Consider the following 13,675-nt stretch of genomic DNA (forward strand, 5'->3'; position numbering starts at 1 on the left):
GCCGCCAAGGCAGCGTCCGGGCCCATCCATTCAAGGGCCGCTAACCCACTGGCCCGCGCGCATAACGGCCTTCACCGCCAGGTCGCCGTCCAGGGCAACCAGATCAGCGCGCCGGCCCGCTTCGATTCGGCCGACGTTGCTGAGGCCAAGCATCGCGGCCGGGCTCCCGGTGAGTGCTTCGACGGCCATGGGCAGCGGTATGCCCACCGTCTTCACGGTGTACCGCAGGGCGGCGTCGAGAGTCAGTGTGCTGCCGGCAATGCTTCCGCCCTCAACGGCCCGCGCCTGCCCTTGACGCACATCCACCGCGACACCGCCCAGGGCATAGCGGCCGTCCGGGGCGCAGGCGGCGGCCATGGCATCGGTGACCAGGACCGTGCGGCACGGGCTGTTGAACACCGTACGGACAGCCGCCGGGTGCAGGTGCACGCCGTCAGCTATGACTTCGGCGAAGACCGCACTGTTTTCCAATAGCGCAATAGCAGGTCCAGGTTCGCGGTGATGCACCGGACGCATGCCGTTGAACAAGTGCGTGCCAATGCGGGCACCGGCCTCGATGGCCGCCAGGGTTTGGGCATACGTGGCACCGGTATGGCCGACGGCCGCTTTTGCTCCACGCGCGGTGATTGCCGCAATGGCTTCGCGGCTGCCGTCCAACTCCGGCGCCAGGGTGACCATCCGGATGGTCCCCGCCCCGGCCTCGAGGAGTTCCAGCAACTCCGGCATCCGCAGTTCCTGCAGGAATTCGGGCGCGTGCGCACCCCGGTGGTCAGGACTCAGCCAAGGGCCTTCCAGATGAATACCAACGACGACGCCGTCCCGCACCTTTCCTGCAAGGCCGCGAACACTGGCCACGAGTTCGTTATGGGGGCGGGTCACGAGGCTGGCCATCATGGTGGTGGTGCCGTGTGCCAGATGGACGGCGGCAATACGATCGGCAGCGTTGGCCTCCGGGTCGCTGAAGGAGTACCCGCCGCCGCCATGGACGTGCGCATCGATGAATCCGGGAACCACCGTGGCGTCAAGACTGTAGTCAGCCCGGCGGAGAGGGCTGCCGGGGCCGGCGCTGGTAATGTCCTCGCCGTCCACTTCGACCCAGCCCGGCTCCTGCATGCCCTCGGGGGTGAGCACTGCTGCGGCTTCGACGATCATGCGGTTCCTGACGGTGCGGATTCCGGTGCCAGACGGGCAGGCCGGTTCAGCAGCAGCTCCCGCGCGTTCAGGGCGGCTCCGATGAAGCCGGCGTCCTGGCCCAGCCGGGCGCACAGGAGGTGCGGACGCCGGGCAGATCCCAGCAGCCGGTCCAGGCGCTCGCGCAGGGGAACCAGGAGGGCATCACCGGCCTGGGACAACCCGCCGCCGATGATGAAGGCTTCCGTCCCAAGAATGTTGGCGCACTGGGCGATGCTGAAGGCGAGGGCGTCCACGGCGTCGCCCCAGACCCGCCGCGCCACCGCATCCCCCTGAAGAGCGCGGTCTGCCACCTCCCGGGCGCCGTCCATCTGGTGCCCCGCCTGTGCCGCATACCTCCGGGCGATGGCCGCGGCGGACGCCACGGATTCCAGCGTGGCAGTACCGGTCAGCGAACCGGCCGGGACAAGGGCCTGCCCGATTTCGCCGGCATACCCCCCGGCCGTGACCCGTTTGCCCTCGCAGAAAACGGCGGCGGCGATCCCGGTTCCGATGACGATGACCAGGACATCCCGGAAGTCCTTCGCCCCGCCCAACCGCACTTCCGCGTCTCCGGCGGCAGCGACGTCGTGTCCAAACGCCACGGGGATTCCCAGCCTTCGTTCCGCTTCCTCCGCAAAGGGATAGTTCCGCCAGCCGAGGTTGGCGGAATAGACAGCGGTTCCCGTGCCCGGGTCAACAATCCCGGGCACGATCACTCCCGCGGCCTCGATCCGGCTTTCGGGCAGCTCGCTCCTAAAGTCGCGGGCAAGCGCCGCGATCCGGTCCAGCACTGCCTCTGCGGGCCTGGCCTTGTCGAGGGGAGTCGGAACACGGCAGAACGCCTGCAGCCGGCCCGAGGGTCCGACCACTCCTGCCTTGATGTAGGTTCCGCCGACGTCGAAGGCCAGGACCGTTGAAGATCCGGCACCGAGCGATATGGCTGGTAGGGACATGCTGGTTTCCTCGTCGTAGCGGCGTTGTGATGACCCAACGGGCCAATGATCCCCCGGCAGCTGCAGGGATCCGGGTATTCCCGGGCGTCAGGTGCGCCGCTCCAGCTGCCGCCGATAGACCAGGAAGGCACCGCCGACGAGGATGGCCAGCAGGGCTGAACCGCCCAGCGCGAGAGCGGAGACAGGCCCCAGTCCGCCGCCGGTGTTGGCAAGGACATCCACCTGCGGGGCGGGCGGGGCTGGCGTAGTCGCTACCGGCGGCGCAACCGGCGGCACAACCGGCGCCGTCGACGGCTCAGGAGTCACCGGCCCGGGCACCGCGGCCCGGGAGCCGATCATTACGGTCTGTCCCAACAGGTTCGTGCCCTCGGACGCATTCCAGGTGCCGATATTGGCGGCCTGCACGGCGAACCGGGCATCGGCTGCGGTACCCGGATCGGATGACGGGAAGGCAACCGCGAGCTGATAGCTGCCTTCGGCCAGGGAAGAGAGCGCCGGATCGGACAGGCTCAGCGTGGTGGCCAACGTGTTGGTTGTTCCCGGGAGCCAGCGGCGGAGATCGGCGTTGGACGTGAACGGCACCGAAGCTGTGGAACCATCGCTGCCGGTCAGCACCAGCAGGGCCGTGCGCGGCGTATAGGGAGCCGCCCACCCGTCATTGCGTACGTCAACGGAAACCACCACGGACTCATCCGCCGCTGCAGTGGACACAGCGGAGTCATCCGCCGCTGCAGTGGACACAGCGGAGTCATCCGCCGGTGCAACGGAGGAGGACTCCATAACAAACCGGTAGCCCAGCCTCTTCGCCGTCTCGGCAAGCCCTGCCTCGCCCCAGGAATTCAGCACGTCCCGGTTGTAGTCGGTGTTGAGATAGCTGTAGTGATAGCGGGCCAGTTCGGCCGAGGCGCTTTCCCATTCCGACCGGGGCGGGTTCACGTTGCAGGTTTCGCCGCCCACCGGAACGTAGAGGCTGTCAGCGGCCAGGTACTCCTGGTCCAGGGTGATCGGGTCCGAAAGGAAGGTGCCCCAGTCGTCCGGGGCGGCGAGCAGGCAGTCGTTGTGGTGTCCGGTGCGCGCTATGACGGTATCCGTGTACGCCTCCGCGGCCGTGACTGCACTCGACGCCGCGGCCGGCACGCCGAGCATCTGCTGCTTCGAGGCCATCGTGCGCACCTGAACACCGCGGTCTGCGGGCAGCTCATCGAGCAGGGCCTGGGTGACGGCCGAGCGCTTGGCCCAGTCCTCCAGGGTCACGACGCCGGGATTCGCCGGGTCTGCCACGAAGTGATCCGTGTAGTAGCCCTCGCCCCACAACCCGATCAGCCCGTTCTGCACTACTGGAATCACGTCGGAGTTCGCGCGCAGCACCGGTCCAAGCTGGTTGATATGCGCAAGCACCACGTCCAGGGGTGCGTCTCCGTAAGGCGGCACGTAGGGCCAGGCACCGCCCTGGACATAGGCGAACCGCGTAATCACCGACACTCCGGCTTCACGTGCCGTGTCGTAGTCGGCCTGGACCAGCGCCAGGAACTCCTCATCGAGGACCGGGTCCGCTGCGAACTTCTCCAGGTAAAAGACCCGCAGGATCTGCGTTATGCCCTGCGGCCGGAGTGCCGCCAGGGCCGCTGCATCGAGCGGGACGTAGCCCGAACCGTCCGCGCGGTAGTGGGTCTCGGTGTGGTGGTAGAACCCTCGCTGGGGGTTGGCGATCACCTCGTTGCTGGGTTCGTAGGCCACCGTGGCGGCTGTATCGCCCGGCACGTAGACGGAGGGGGCGGCGGGTGCGGGGTCAAGGGCGACGGCTGCTGCCGCCGGCCCGGCAAGGGCGACAGCGGCAGCCAGAAGAACCGCCAGCGTAGGTTTTTTCATGATTCTCCAGATGTCGAGGATTACTTCAGGCCGCTTGAGGCGAGGCCGTCAATAACCCGGCGCTGCAACAAGATGAACAAGAGAAGCACCGGCGCCATGGCCAGCAGGCTCGCGGCCATCACCACGGGGTAGTCCGTAGTACGGTCGCCAATCAGGGTTGCCAGCCCGGCAGACAACGGCATCCGGTCGCTGAAGGTGGTGACCACCAGCGGCCAGAGCAACTCGTTCCATGACCACAGCACTGTGGTGATGGCCAAGACGCTCATGGTGGGCCGCGCCAGCGGCAACATGACCCGCCAGAAAATCTGGAACGGATTCGCGCCGTCCAGCCGCGCGGCTTCCTCCAACTCCGCGGGCATGCTCAGGAAGGCCGTGCGCATCAGGTAGGTCCCGAAAGCGCTGAAAAGGCCGGGCAGGACAAGGCCGCCCACACTGTCCAGCAGCCCGAGGCCCTGCACAATCTGGTACTGGGACAGGAGGTAAACCTGCGACGGGACCATCAGGATCGACAGCACCAGGGCGAGCAGGACAGACCGGCCGCGGAAACGCATCCGGGCAAAGGCATAGCCGGCCAGCGTGCAGAAGAGGATCTGTGCCAGGGTGCGGATCACCGTAATCACCACGGAGTTCTGCAGCTGGCCCAGGAAGGGCAGCCGCTCGAAGACCTCCGCATAGTTCGACCACTGCAGCTCCGCCGGCCAGAACACCGGCGTAACGCTTTGTACCTCGGCGTTGGTGGACAGCGACATGATGATCTGCCACATGAAGGGGAAGGCCATGACCAGTGCGCCCAGTCCCAGCACAATGTGCGCCACGGCGTGGGAGCCGCCCCGCCGTCGGGCCCGTGCCCTCGCCCGGGCGCGGGACTTCCGCTGCAGCGATTTCGACGCCGTCTCCGGCACCGCATCGGGCATCCGCACGGGCATTAACCTGTCAGTCACTCTGCACCCACTTCTTCTGGAACCGGAACTGCAGCAGGGTGACGAAGCCGATGATCAGGAGGATCACCATGGCGATCGCGGCCGCGAACCCCTTGTCGTTGTTGACGAATCCTTCTCGGTAGAAGAAGTAGACGAGGGACATGCTCTTGGGCAGAACGGGGTTGCTGCTGCCCAGGATCGCGTAGAGCAGGTCGAAGAGCTGGAAGCTGGAGATGACCGTAACGATCGTGACGAAGAAGACGCTGGGTGAAAGCAGCGGAACGGTGATGGACTTGAACTGTCCCCAGCGGGTTGCACCGTCGAGCTCGGCGGCTTCATAGAGCTCCGGCGGAATGTTCTTGAGCCCTGCAGCCAGCACAATCAGGCTGAATCCGAGCGAGGACCACAGGCCCACAATCGCCACCGCCACCATTGCGAACACCGGCGTGCTGATCCAGTAGGGCCCGTCAATGCCCAGGAACCCCAGGCCGTAGTTCACCAGCCCGAAATCGCCGTTGAAAATGAGCCGCCAGACCATGGCGACCGCCGTCGGCATGGCGACGTACGGGAGGAAGAAAAGTACCCGGTAGACCGAGGCGAAGCGCAGGCCCGGAAGGTTCAGCAGGCTCGCCAGGTAGACCGCGATGGGTATCCCCAGCATCACAATGCCGGTGTACAGCAGCGTGTTGCCCAGCGACCGGTACAGCTGCGGGTCGGCCAGCAGCTCGGTGTAATTCTGCAGGCCCGCAAAGGTCGACCCGCCGAACGGCCCTGTCTCCGTGAAGGACATGGCGACGGTCTGGACAATCGGCCACAGGTAGAACACGGCGATGCCGAGCACCAGCGGCGCAATAAAGAACCACGGCCACAGTCCGTCCCTGCCGGGGCGCCTGCGCTTCCCTGCCGGTCCGGGCAGCGGGGCCGGGCGGGCCGGCCCCGCGCCGTCCTCCTGGGACGGCGCGGGGCGGCCTGCACGGCGGTCAGTTGTCGTCATGGCATCATTCTTCGGCGAGCGCAGCGTTCATCTTGCTTGCCAGCTCATCCGCTGTGTCCTTCACCGGCTTCTCCCCGGAGAACCCCTGCGGCAGCAAGTCGGTCTCAAAGGCGTTCCACACGGCGGAGTTTTTGCTTACCGGCAGGGGCTGGGCGTAGTCGAGTGCGTCAAGGAATACCTGGAGATTGGCCTCGGGCATGGAACCGGTGAATGCGCTCTGGGTTCCTTCGAAGGCGGGGATGACCGCTCCGGCGTCGCCCTGTTGCTGCTGCGCCTCCTTGCTGGCCAGGAAGGCCTGCAGGGCCTGCGCCGCCTGCTTCTCCTTCGAGGTTGCCGAGACAACGTTCGCCACGCCGTGGATCACGGTGGCTTGTTCCTCGCCCTGCGGCAGCGGCAGCACCACGACGTCGCTTTCAAGTTCCGTATCGGTCAGCGCCGAGCGGAACCAGCTGCCGCCCCAGTACATGGCGAGCTTGCCCGAGGTGAACCACTGGTCCGCCGTCGTGTCCGTGAGCTGCTGGATGGACGGCGAACCGTTGTTGGCGATCAGGTCCGTCCAGAACTGGATCCCCGCCTGCGTCTCCGGTGAGGAGTAGCCCGATGTGCCGTCTTCGATCACGGTGCCGCCGGCCTGGAAGATGGTGTTGTAGTACGTGGTCTGGCCGTCCATTCCGCCGGCGCCGCCGTATGAGCCGTCGGCTGCCAGCGCCGCGGAGATGTCGGCAGCCGTCTTCTGGAACTCTTCCCAGGTCCAGTCCCCGGTGGGCAGCGGCACGCCGGCCTTCTCGAAGAGGGCTTTGTTGGCCCAGATGCCGATGGTGTCGAAGTCCTTGGGCACTCCGTACCGGACGTCGTCGATGGTGTAGAGGTCAACAAGTGCTTCCGGATAGTTGGCCGGATCGATATCGCCCGCGTCAACGGCGCCGGTAATCGGCTCAAGCTTGTCGTTCGAGGCGTAAAGACCGATGTTCGGGCCGTTGATCCAGAAGAGATCAGGAAGGGTATCGCTGGAGGCCTGCGTTTGCAGCTTGGTCCAGTATTCGGCATAGGGCGTGACATTGACCGAGACGTCAATGTTCGGGTACTCCTCGTTGAACGCGGTGATGTTCTCTTCGATCGCCGCCACCTGGTTCTTGTCCCACACCCCGTAGGTGATCTCTGCGGTCAGGTCTTTGTCGGCAGCCGAATACTCGCCCGGCTCGGCGGACTCCGCATTCGAACCGCATCCGCTGGCCACCATGGCCAGCCCGACGCCGAGCGCGACCCCGGCGGCGACCCGCCGGGTGGGCGGGCGTACGGGAGTGCGCCGGGCGGAGCGCCAAGCGGCAGAAGGGAACAGGTTTTTCATCAGGAGGTCCTTCCAAGGGTTGATTGCGCGGTGTGAATGGAGTCTGTGGCCGGTGTGGTCACCGGGGCCGGCGTTTGCGGGAAGTGCCGGGCGACATGCGCCGGGAGGGCGGGCACGTCGATGGGCCGCGACCCGTTGCGAAGGGACTCGGCGGCGAGGTAAGCCGCCGCGACCGCTTCCCGGGCCGCCCGCGGGCTGACAACTGTGGGGGCGCCGTCGACCAGGGCGTCGAAGAATTCAGTCATCGTGAGCAGGTCTGCGTCTTCATGGCCGCTGGCTGCGCCGTCAATGGGATATTCGAGGTCACCCGCGACCTGCCATTCACGGCGCCGGTTCCAGATCTTGATACTGCCGCCGGCGGTGTCGCCGACGTTCTCGAGCCGGCCTTCCGTGCCGATCACCGTGTAGTTGCGCCAGTAGTCGGGCGTGAAATGGCACTGCTGGTAGCTGGCCATCACGCCGTTATCGAGCGTCATCAGCATCATGGACAGGTCCTCCACGTCCACCACCGGGTTGAGCCCGGTCTGCCGGCCGGGCGGCCAGTTGTCGTAGGAGAACCAGTCGGGCATGGTTTCGCCGTGCCGGGTGCGCCGGTCGGTGACGCCGCCGTAAACCATCAGCTCCCCCATGGCGACCACCCGGCGGGTGTATCCCGAGGCGAGGTAGTGCACCGCATCGATGTCGTGGCTGGCCTTCTGCAGCAGCAGGCTGCCGGTCTTTGAGCGGTCAGCGTGCCAGTCCTTGTAGTAGTAGTCGCCGCCGTTGCCCACAAAGTGCCGCACCCAGACGGCCTTGACCTCGCCGATTTCACCCCGCTCGATGATTTCCCGCATCGCCCGGACCACACCGGAATGGCGGAAGTTGTGGCCCACGTAGAGCAGCGTGCCGGATTCGGCTGCTGCGGTGAGGACCCTGTCCGCCCCCTCGAGCGTGATCGCCAGGGGTTTCTCGAGATAGGAAGCGATGCCCGCCTTGAGCAGTTTCACCGCTATGGCTTCGTGGGTGTGGTCCGGGGAGGTCACGATCGCGGCGTCGATGCCGCCTTCCCGAATCAGGGCGTCAAGCTCGGCGTGGAGCACGGCATCGGGGTAGGTCCGCCTGGCGCGGTCACGGCCGGCTTCATGGGGTTCAACGACGGCGACGACACGGGCGCCCGGGCGGGCCAGGGACACGTTCCCGGCAATGGCAGCGCGGGCACCGAAACCGATCACGGCCACCCGAAGCGGAGCCGCGTCTGCGGCTGGGGCGGCGGCGCTCTGGGATTCCGGATCATTGTGCATGACGCCATCTTGCAGCACGTGCACGAATTTGTCACTAACTAATCCAAAGTGATCATCTTGTGACAAAACGCAGTGGCGCAGCTGCTCCGTTCCACGCCCGAGGCTACAACCTCCAGGTACGCCGACCGGCCTCTTGGCGCTGTCCGCCCGCCGCGTGCCGGAGTGGAGAGTCCGCGGGAGCCCGGGAGGGTACCGGCGCTACCGGACTGCTGCCGCCACGATGACGTCCACCCCGGCCGCCGCAAACTCCGCAGCAAGGTCCGGGGCGACGGGCTGGTCGGTGACCAGGACGTCGATGTTCGCGAGCGGGCAGATGCGGGCAAAGGTGCTGCGCCCCAGCTTGGTCGAGTCAGCGGCGATGACGACCCTCCGCGAGACCGCAGCAATTTCCCGGCTTGCCTCCGCCTCGCCCTCATGCAGGGTTGTCGCCCCGAAGGCGGCACTGAGCCCGTCGACGCCGAGAACCGCCGTATCGATACTGAAGTCCCGCAATGACGCGGCCACGAGGGGCCCGATGAGTTCATAGGACTGGCGCCGCGGCACCCCGCCCGTGACGACAATCTTGATGTGCTCGCGCACCGACATCTCGTAGGCGATGTTGAGCGCGTTGGTCACAATAGTGACGCCCGGAGCATCTCCGACCGGATGCAGCTGCGCACTGCGCCCGAGCATCCGGGCCACCTCACTGGTCGTTGTGCCGCCGTTGAGGCCCACCGATTCGCCGGGGTGGATGAGGTCGGCAACGGCCTTGGCGATCGCGCCCTTGGCGTCCGCCTGGCGGGCAATCTTGTACTGCAGGGGCAGTTCGTAGCCGGACCCAAGTGCTGCCGCACCGCCGTGGGTACGCGTCACCAGGCGTTGGTCGGCGAGCGTATTGAGGTCGCGCCGCACGGTGGCAGTGGAGACTCCGAGCGCCTCGCTCACCTCAGCGATCGAGACGCTTCCCCGTTCGCTCACGAGATCAAGTACGACATTCAGGCGCTGTTGCTGGGTCATCTGACGGCCAACCTTTCGTTATCTGGTCATTTTCTCACACAAAACCTTGCTAACCCTGATTGATTCTGCTCAACTAACGGTATATCGATCAAAACCAATCTTAGTTTGTTCAGCGCCCCCTGTGACCGAAAGAAGCCCATGCCTGCCACCTTCGTAGAAGCAGAGATTGCCTCCCAACCCGACACCTGGAGGCTCGCTGCCCAGTTGGTGCCCGAGATCGCCGAGAGGCTTCCCCGCAGCGGCGAGCGGGTTGCCGTCATCGGATGCGGGACCAGCTGGTTCATGGCCATGTCCTACGCCGTGCTGCGTGAGAAGGCAGGACACGGCGTGACCGACGCCTATGCCGGAAGTGAATACCCCGCCGGCCGGGACTACGACCGGGTAATCGCCATCTCCCGCTCAGGCACCACCACGGAGATCGTGGATCTGCTGAAATCACTGGGGTCGACCCCCACCACGCTGATCACGGCCGTGGCCGATTCCCCCGCCGGGGCCGCGGCGGATTCCGTTATCGCCCTGCCGTTCGCCGACGAGCAGTCCGTGGTGCAGACCCGGTTCGCCACCTCGGTGCTGACTCTGCTGCGCGTCCATCTCGGCGAAGACATCGAGCCCCTGCTCACCGACGTGCAGGCAGCGCTGAGCATTCCGGTTGATGAACTGCTCACCGCGGGCCAATGCACGTTCGTCGGCCGCGGCTTCGCGGTCGGCCTCACGTATGAGGCTGCCCTGAAAACCCGCGAGTCCGCGCAGTTCTGGGCGGAGTCTTATCCGGCCATGGATTACCGGCACGGGCCGATCTCGATTGCCGAGCCCGGCCGGCTGGTCTGGAGCCTGGGCGAACCCCCGGCCGGGCTGGCCGAAGAGGTTGCCGCGACGGGTGCCAGATTCCTGCACCACGATCTGGACCCGCAGGCCGGGCTGGTGGTGGCGCAACGCTTCGCCGTGGGCCTGGCGAAGTCCCGCGGCCTTGACCCCGACCATCCCCGCTCGCTGACCCGCTCCGTTGTCCTGACATGACCGCGGCGGGAAGCAGCCTGCGCGGCGGGGCGGCCGGCGGCTTCGGGGCGCGGGAGTCCGGGGTCGTGTCCGCGCTGGGGGCCGGGCCGTGGCGCGCGTAGTCGTGATCACGCCGCACCCGGCGGTGGACGTCACCTACAACGTGGCACGGCAGGTGCTCGGCGAGACCGTGCGTGTCCTGCGCGTTCGGCGTCGTGCCGGCGGCAAGGGCATCAACGTGGTGCAGGTGCTCCGGCAGTTGGGGGTGGATGCCTTGGCCGTGCAGCCGCTCGGCGGCGCCGCCGGGGAGTCGATCCGCAGGCAGCTCGCCGATGACGGAGTAGCGGCCGTGAACATTGATGCCGCCCATGAGACCCGCACGACGGTTGCAGTTGTAGACGACCTGGCGCATCCGACGCTCTATGCCGAACCCGGCGGCTCCCTCGGCCCACAGGGCTGGGACCTTCTTCTGGCTGCGGCCGCGGAGAACTGCGAACCCGGCGGCTTCCTCGTCATCGCCGGATCCTTCCCGCCCGGCACCACCCCCCGCCAGGTCGCCTCGCTGGTGGCAGCGGGCCGGACCGCGGGAGCATTCGTCATTGTCGATGCCCGGGGACCGGCTTTGGTTGCCGCGGCCGGCGCCGGGGCCCATCTGGTGAAGCCCAACGAGGCAGAGCTGCTCGAGGCCACGGGATCCGCAGACCTCGAGTCGGGCATTGCCCGGTTGCTGGAGCAGGGCGCCGGGAGCGTTATCGCCTCGAGGGGCGCGGCAGGCCTCGTCCTCGCCTCCAGCGACGGAACCCGTGAATCCCAGCCGGGCGTGCCTGGCGTTTCGGGCAATCCGACCGGGGCCGGAGACGCAACGACCGCCGGCCTCGTGGCGGCACTTGTGGGCGGCGCGACCCTGCCGGAGGCGCTTCGGCGGGCCGCCGTCGTCGGCGCCGCCGCGGTGCTCGCTCCGACAGCGGGAGCGATTGATCCCGCCCACCTCACCCTGCTCAGCGAACGCCTTGAGGCGCACCGCTAGGCGCCATGCCATTCACCCTCCCGCCCACTATCGACCCCTGGGGTATTCATGAACTCGTCCACTGAACTCGACCTCGTGGCCAACGCCAGCGCGGCCCGCCAGGGAATCGGCGCCTTCAACGTGGTGCTGCTTGAGCATGCGGAGGCCATCGTGGCCGGAGCTGAGCGGGCGGGCCGGCCGGTGATTCTTCAGATCAGCCAAAACACGGTCAGTTACCACGGGTCCTTTGAACCCATCATGGCGGCAAGCCTGGCCATTGCGCGCACGGCAAGCGTGCCGGCAATCGTGCACCTCGACCATGCCGAAGACCTTCAGCTTGTGTACACCGCCGTCGAATTCGGGGTGCAGAGCGTGATGTTTGACGGTTCCACCCTCGATTATGAGGAGAACGTGGCAACTACCCGCAAAGTCGTTGAGTTCTGCCACGATCATGGGGTCTTCGTGGAAGCCGAGCTGGGCGAGGTCGGCGGAAAGGACGGCGTGCACGCCCCCGGCGCCCGAAGCCGTCCGGACGAGGTGGCCGCCTTTGTGGCCGCCACCGGGGTGGATGCCCTCGCCGTCGCCGTGGGAACCTCACACGCCATGACCGCCCGGGTTGCGACCGTTGACCGGGAGCTCATAGGAGAACTGGCTGCCTGTGCCGGTGTCCCCCTTGTTCTGCACGGCTCCTCCGGATTGAGCGATGAGGAGTTAATCGGCGCCGTCGGTGCCGGGATGACCAAGATCAACATCTCCACCCATCTCAACGGGCTCTTCACCGCCGCGGCCAGGCAGGCGCTCAATGCCGATGCTGCACTCGTTGATCCCCGCAAGTACATCACTCCTGCCCGGAACGCGGTGGCCGGCGAAGTCGCCCGCCTGCTGCGGTTGCTCGCTCCCTGACCGTTCCGCCGGGCCGGTGCAAGGGGCACCACGGCAGTTTGCTGCGTTCGGCCCTCCGCCGGAAATGGGTAAGAATGGCGAGAAGGATAGCCGCTCCCCGCCAACTGTTTCCAAGAAAGAGGCAACCATGCAGATGCGTACCGCCGACGTCGCAATCATCATGCGCACAAAGAACCGCCCGGTTCTGCTGAAGCGTGCAATCGGAGATGTGCTCGACCAGAAATTCCAGAATTGGCATCTCGTCATCGTCAATGACGGCGGCCGGGCGGCCGTGGTCGATGAACTCGTGAATGGCTTCAAGGACAAACTCGAGGACCGGGTGACCGTCATCCACCACGCCACCAGCCGTGGAATGGAAGCCGCTTCGAACGCCGGGATCGCGGCGTCGTCGTCGCAGTATCTGGTAATCCACGACGACGATGACACCTGGCACGCGGATTTCCTCGCCCGGACCGTCGAATACCTGGACAGCAGCACCGACGCCGCGGTGGGGGTGCGGACTGAAATCGTCTACGAGCGCCTGGACGGGGAAACCATCACGGAAACCGGACGTGCACCGTTCGGCCCCGCAGTGCCGGCGCTTTTGCTGGGCGAAATCCTGCGCTACAACCGCTGCGTTCCCATTTCCCTGCTGTACCGGCGCTCACTCCACGAGGAGGTTGGCGGCTTCGATGAGAACCTGACCGCCGTCGGGGATTGGGAATTCCTGCTTCGGGTCATGCAGGTGCACCCCGTCGGGTTCATCGACGGCGAGCCGCTCGCCTTCTGGCGGCAACGTTTGGAGGCCACAGACGAGACCGCGAACAGTGTCCTCGCGGGCAACGAAGCGCATAGGCTCTACGACCGGGTGGTCCGCGACCGTTACCTCCGGGAATATGCGGGCAGCCAGGGCATCGCCCCGTTGCTGCATCTGGAGGGATCGATCGAGGAACACTTCCACCACCTGCACCAGCGGCTCAACTATTCCGAGAGCCTTCTGCACGAGCTGAAGGCCCAAGCAGAGAGGGCAGAGGAACGGGCGCGACTTCTGGAAGCCGCAGTCAGCGACGCAAGCCTCGTTAGCCTCATCCGCCGCCGGTACCGCCGTCTCAAGGATCGTTTGCCCTCAAGGGCGTAAGAGACGACGTCCTCGGAGAGCAAGACGCCCGGCGCTCCGGCTACCGGCCCGGTTTCGATGAAAACCGGGCCGGCGCCGCCGCCTGGAGCAACCCCGACGCCGCGTGTATCCAGAACCGGA

The 13,675-nt window shown here is 66.4% G+C and carries 12 protein-coding genes; 4 read left to right on the top strand and 8 right to left on the bottom strand.

Annotated features, from left to right (window positions below; translation table 11 throughout):
* Nucleotides 1–30: 30 nt before the first annotated feature.
* From nagA to NNX35_RS04380, 8 genes are all read right to left on the bottom strand, one after another.
* Nucleotides 31–1,152, bottom strand: a complete 1,122-nt coding sequence (nagA, locus tag NNX35_RS04345) for an N-acetylglucosamine-6-phosphate deacetylase (RefSeq protein ID WP_255867079.1) — start codon at nucleotides 1,150–1,152, stop codon at nucleotides 31–33.
* Nucleotides 1,149–2,126 (bottom strand): ROK family protein, encoded by a 978-nt coding sequence (locus tag NNX35_RS04350; RefSeq protein WP_255867080.1) that lies wholly within the window; start codon nucleotides 2,124–2,126, stop codon nucleotides 1,149–1,151. Before NNX35_RS04350 ends, nagA begins: the two co-directional genes overlap by 4 nt.
* Before the next feature lie 87 nt (nucleotides 2,127–2,213).
* Nucleotides 2,214–3,995: a DUF4832 domain-containing protein gene (locus tag NNX35_RS04355; protein WP_255867081.1), complete on the bottom strand. Its 1,782-nt coding sequence runs from the start codon at nucleotides 3,993–3,995 to the stop codon at nucleotides 2,214–2,216.
* 20 nt (nucleotides 3,996–4,015) lie between these two features.
* Nucleotides 4,016–4,936: a carbohydrate ABC transporter permease gene (locus tag NNX35_RS04360; RefSeq protein WP_255867082.1), complete on the bottom strand. Its 921-nt coding sequence runs from the start codon at nucleotides 4,934–4,936 to the stop codon at nucleotides 4,016–4,018.
* Nucleotides 4,929–5,909 (bottom strand): carbohydrate ABC transporter permease, encoded by a 981-nt coding sequence (locus tag NNX35_RS04365; protein WP_255867083.1) that lies wholly within the window; start codon nucleotides 5,907–5,909, stop codon nucleotides 4,929–4,931. The genes NNX35_RS04360 and NNX35_RS04365 overlap by 8 nt, the downstream gene beginning before the upstream one ends.
* A 4-nt stretch (nucleotides 5,910–5,913) precedes the next feature.
* Nucleotides 5,914–7,257, bottom strand: coding sequence for a sugar ABC transporter substrate-binding protein (locus NNX35_RS04370; protein ID WP_255867084.1), 1,344 nt, complete (start codon nucleotides 7,255–7,257; stop codon nucleotides 5,914–5,916).
* Nucleotides 7,257–8,537, bottom strand: coding sequence for a Gfo/Idh/MocA family protein (locus tag NNX35_RS04375; protein WP_255867085.1), 1,281 nt, complete (start codon nucleotides 8,535–8,537; stop codon nucleotides 7,257–7,259). Before NNX35_RS04375 ends, NNX35_RS04370 begins: the two co-directional genes overlap by 1 nt.
* A gap of 198 nt (nucleotides 8,538–8,735) precedes the next feature.
* Nucleotides 8,736–9,533 carry a DeoR/GlpR family DNA-binding transcription regulator gene (locus NNX35_RS04380; protein WP_255765296.1) on the bottom strand — a complete coding sequence of 266 codons (798 nt, stop codon included), beginning with the start codon at nucleotides 9,531–9,533 and terminating at the stop codon, nucleotides 8,736–8,738.
* 138 nt (nucleotides 9,534–9,671) lie between these two features.
* Here NNX35_RS04380 and NNX35_RS04385 point away from each other — a divergent pair, with 138 nt between their 5' ends.
* The 4 genes from NNX35_RS04385 (at nucleotide 9,672) to NNX35_RS04400 (ending at nucleotide 13,555) form a co-directional block, all read left to right on the top strand.
* Complete coding sequence (locus NNX35_RS04385; RefSeq protein WP_255765298.1) at nucleotides 9,672–10,550, top strand: SIS domain-containing protein; 879 nt, start codon at nucleotides 9,672–9,674, stop codon at nucleotides 10,548–10,550.
* Between the two features lie 88 nt (nucleotides 10,551–10,638).
* Nucleotides 10,639–11,556, top strand: coding sequence for a PfkB family carbohydrate kinase (locus tag NNX35_RS04390; RefSeq protein ID WP_255867086.1), 918 nt, complete (start codon nucleotides 10,639–10,641; stop codon nucleotides 11,554–11,556).
* A gap of 48 nt (nucleotides 11,557–11,604) precedes the next feature.
* The gene (locus NNX35_RS04395) at nucleotides 11,605–12,438 is read left to right on the top strand and encodes a class II fructose-bisphosphate aldolase (RefSeq protein WP_255765301.1); all 834 of its coding nucleotides are present in this window, start codon (nucleotides 11,605–11,607) and stop codon (nucleotides 12,436–12,438) included.
* Between the two features lie 127 nt (nucleotides 12,439–12,565).
* Nucleotides 12,566–13,555, top strand: a complete 990-nt coding sequence (locus NNX35_RS04400; protein WP_255867087.1) for a glycosyltransferase family 2 protein — start codon at nucleotides 12,566–12,568, stop codon at nucleotides 13,553–13,555.
* The last annotated feature ends 120 nt before the right edge of the window (nucleotides 13,556–13,675 follow it).

Origin of the sequence: Arthrobacter sp. zg-Y844 (assembly GCF_024385465.1) — a bacterium.
In the GTDB taxonomy this organism is placed as follows: domain Bacteria; phylum Actinomycetota; class Actinomycetes; order Actinomycetales; family Micrococcaceae; genus Arthrobacter_B.

What these genes read in the sequence shown, in the direction of transcription:
- NNX35_RS04395 (WP_255765301.1), top strand. Translation starts at nt 11,605, where the DNA reads ATGAACTCGTCCACTGAACTCGACCTCGTGGCCAACGCCAGCGCGGCC.
- NNX35_RS04365 (WP_255867083.1), bottom strand. Translation starts at nt 5,909, where the DNA reads ATGACGACAACTGACCGCCGTGCAGGCCGCCCCGCGCCGTCCCAGGAG.
- NNX35_RS04375 (WP_255867085.1), bottom strand. Translation starts at nt 8,537, where the DNA reads ATGCACAATGATCCGGAATCCCAGAGCGCCGCCGCCCCAGCCGCAGAC.
- NNX35_RS04355 (WP_255867081.1), bottom strand. Translation starts at nt 3,995, where the DNA reads ATGAAAAAACCTACGCTGGCGGTTCTTCTGGCTGCCGCTGTCGCCCTT.
- NNX35_RS04380 (WP_255765296.1), bottom strand. Translation starts at nt 9,533, where the DNA reads ATGACCCAGCAACAGCGCCTGAATGTCGTACTTGATCTCGTGAGCGAA.
- NNX35_RS04385 (WP_255765298.1), top strand. Translation starts at nt 9,672, where the DNA reads ATGCCTGCCACCTTCGTAGAAGCAGAGATTGCCTCCCAACCCGACACC.
- NNX35_RS04400 (WP_255867087.1), top strand. Translation starts at nt 12,566, where the DNA reads ATGCAGATGCGTACCGCCGACGTCGCAATCATCATGCGCACAAAGAAC.
- NNX35_RS04370 (WP_255867084.1), bottom strand. Translation starts at nt 7,257, where the DNA reads ATGAAAAACCTGTTCCCTTCTGCCGCTTGGCGCTCCGCCCGGCGCACT.
- NNX35_RS04350 (WP_255867080.1), bottom strand. Translation starts at nt 2,126, where the DNA reads ATGTCCCTACCAGCCATATCGCTCGGTGCCGGATCTTCAACGGTCCTG.
- nagA (WP_255867079.1), bottom strand. Translation starts at nt 1,152, where the DNA reads ATGATCGTCGAAGCCGCAGCAGTGCTCACCCCCGAGGGCATGCAGGAG.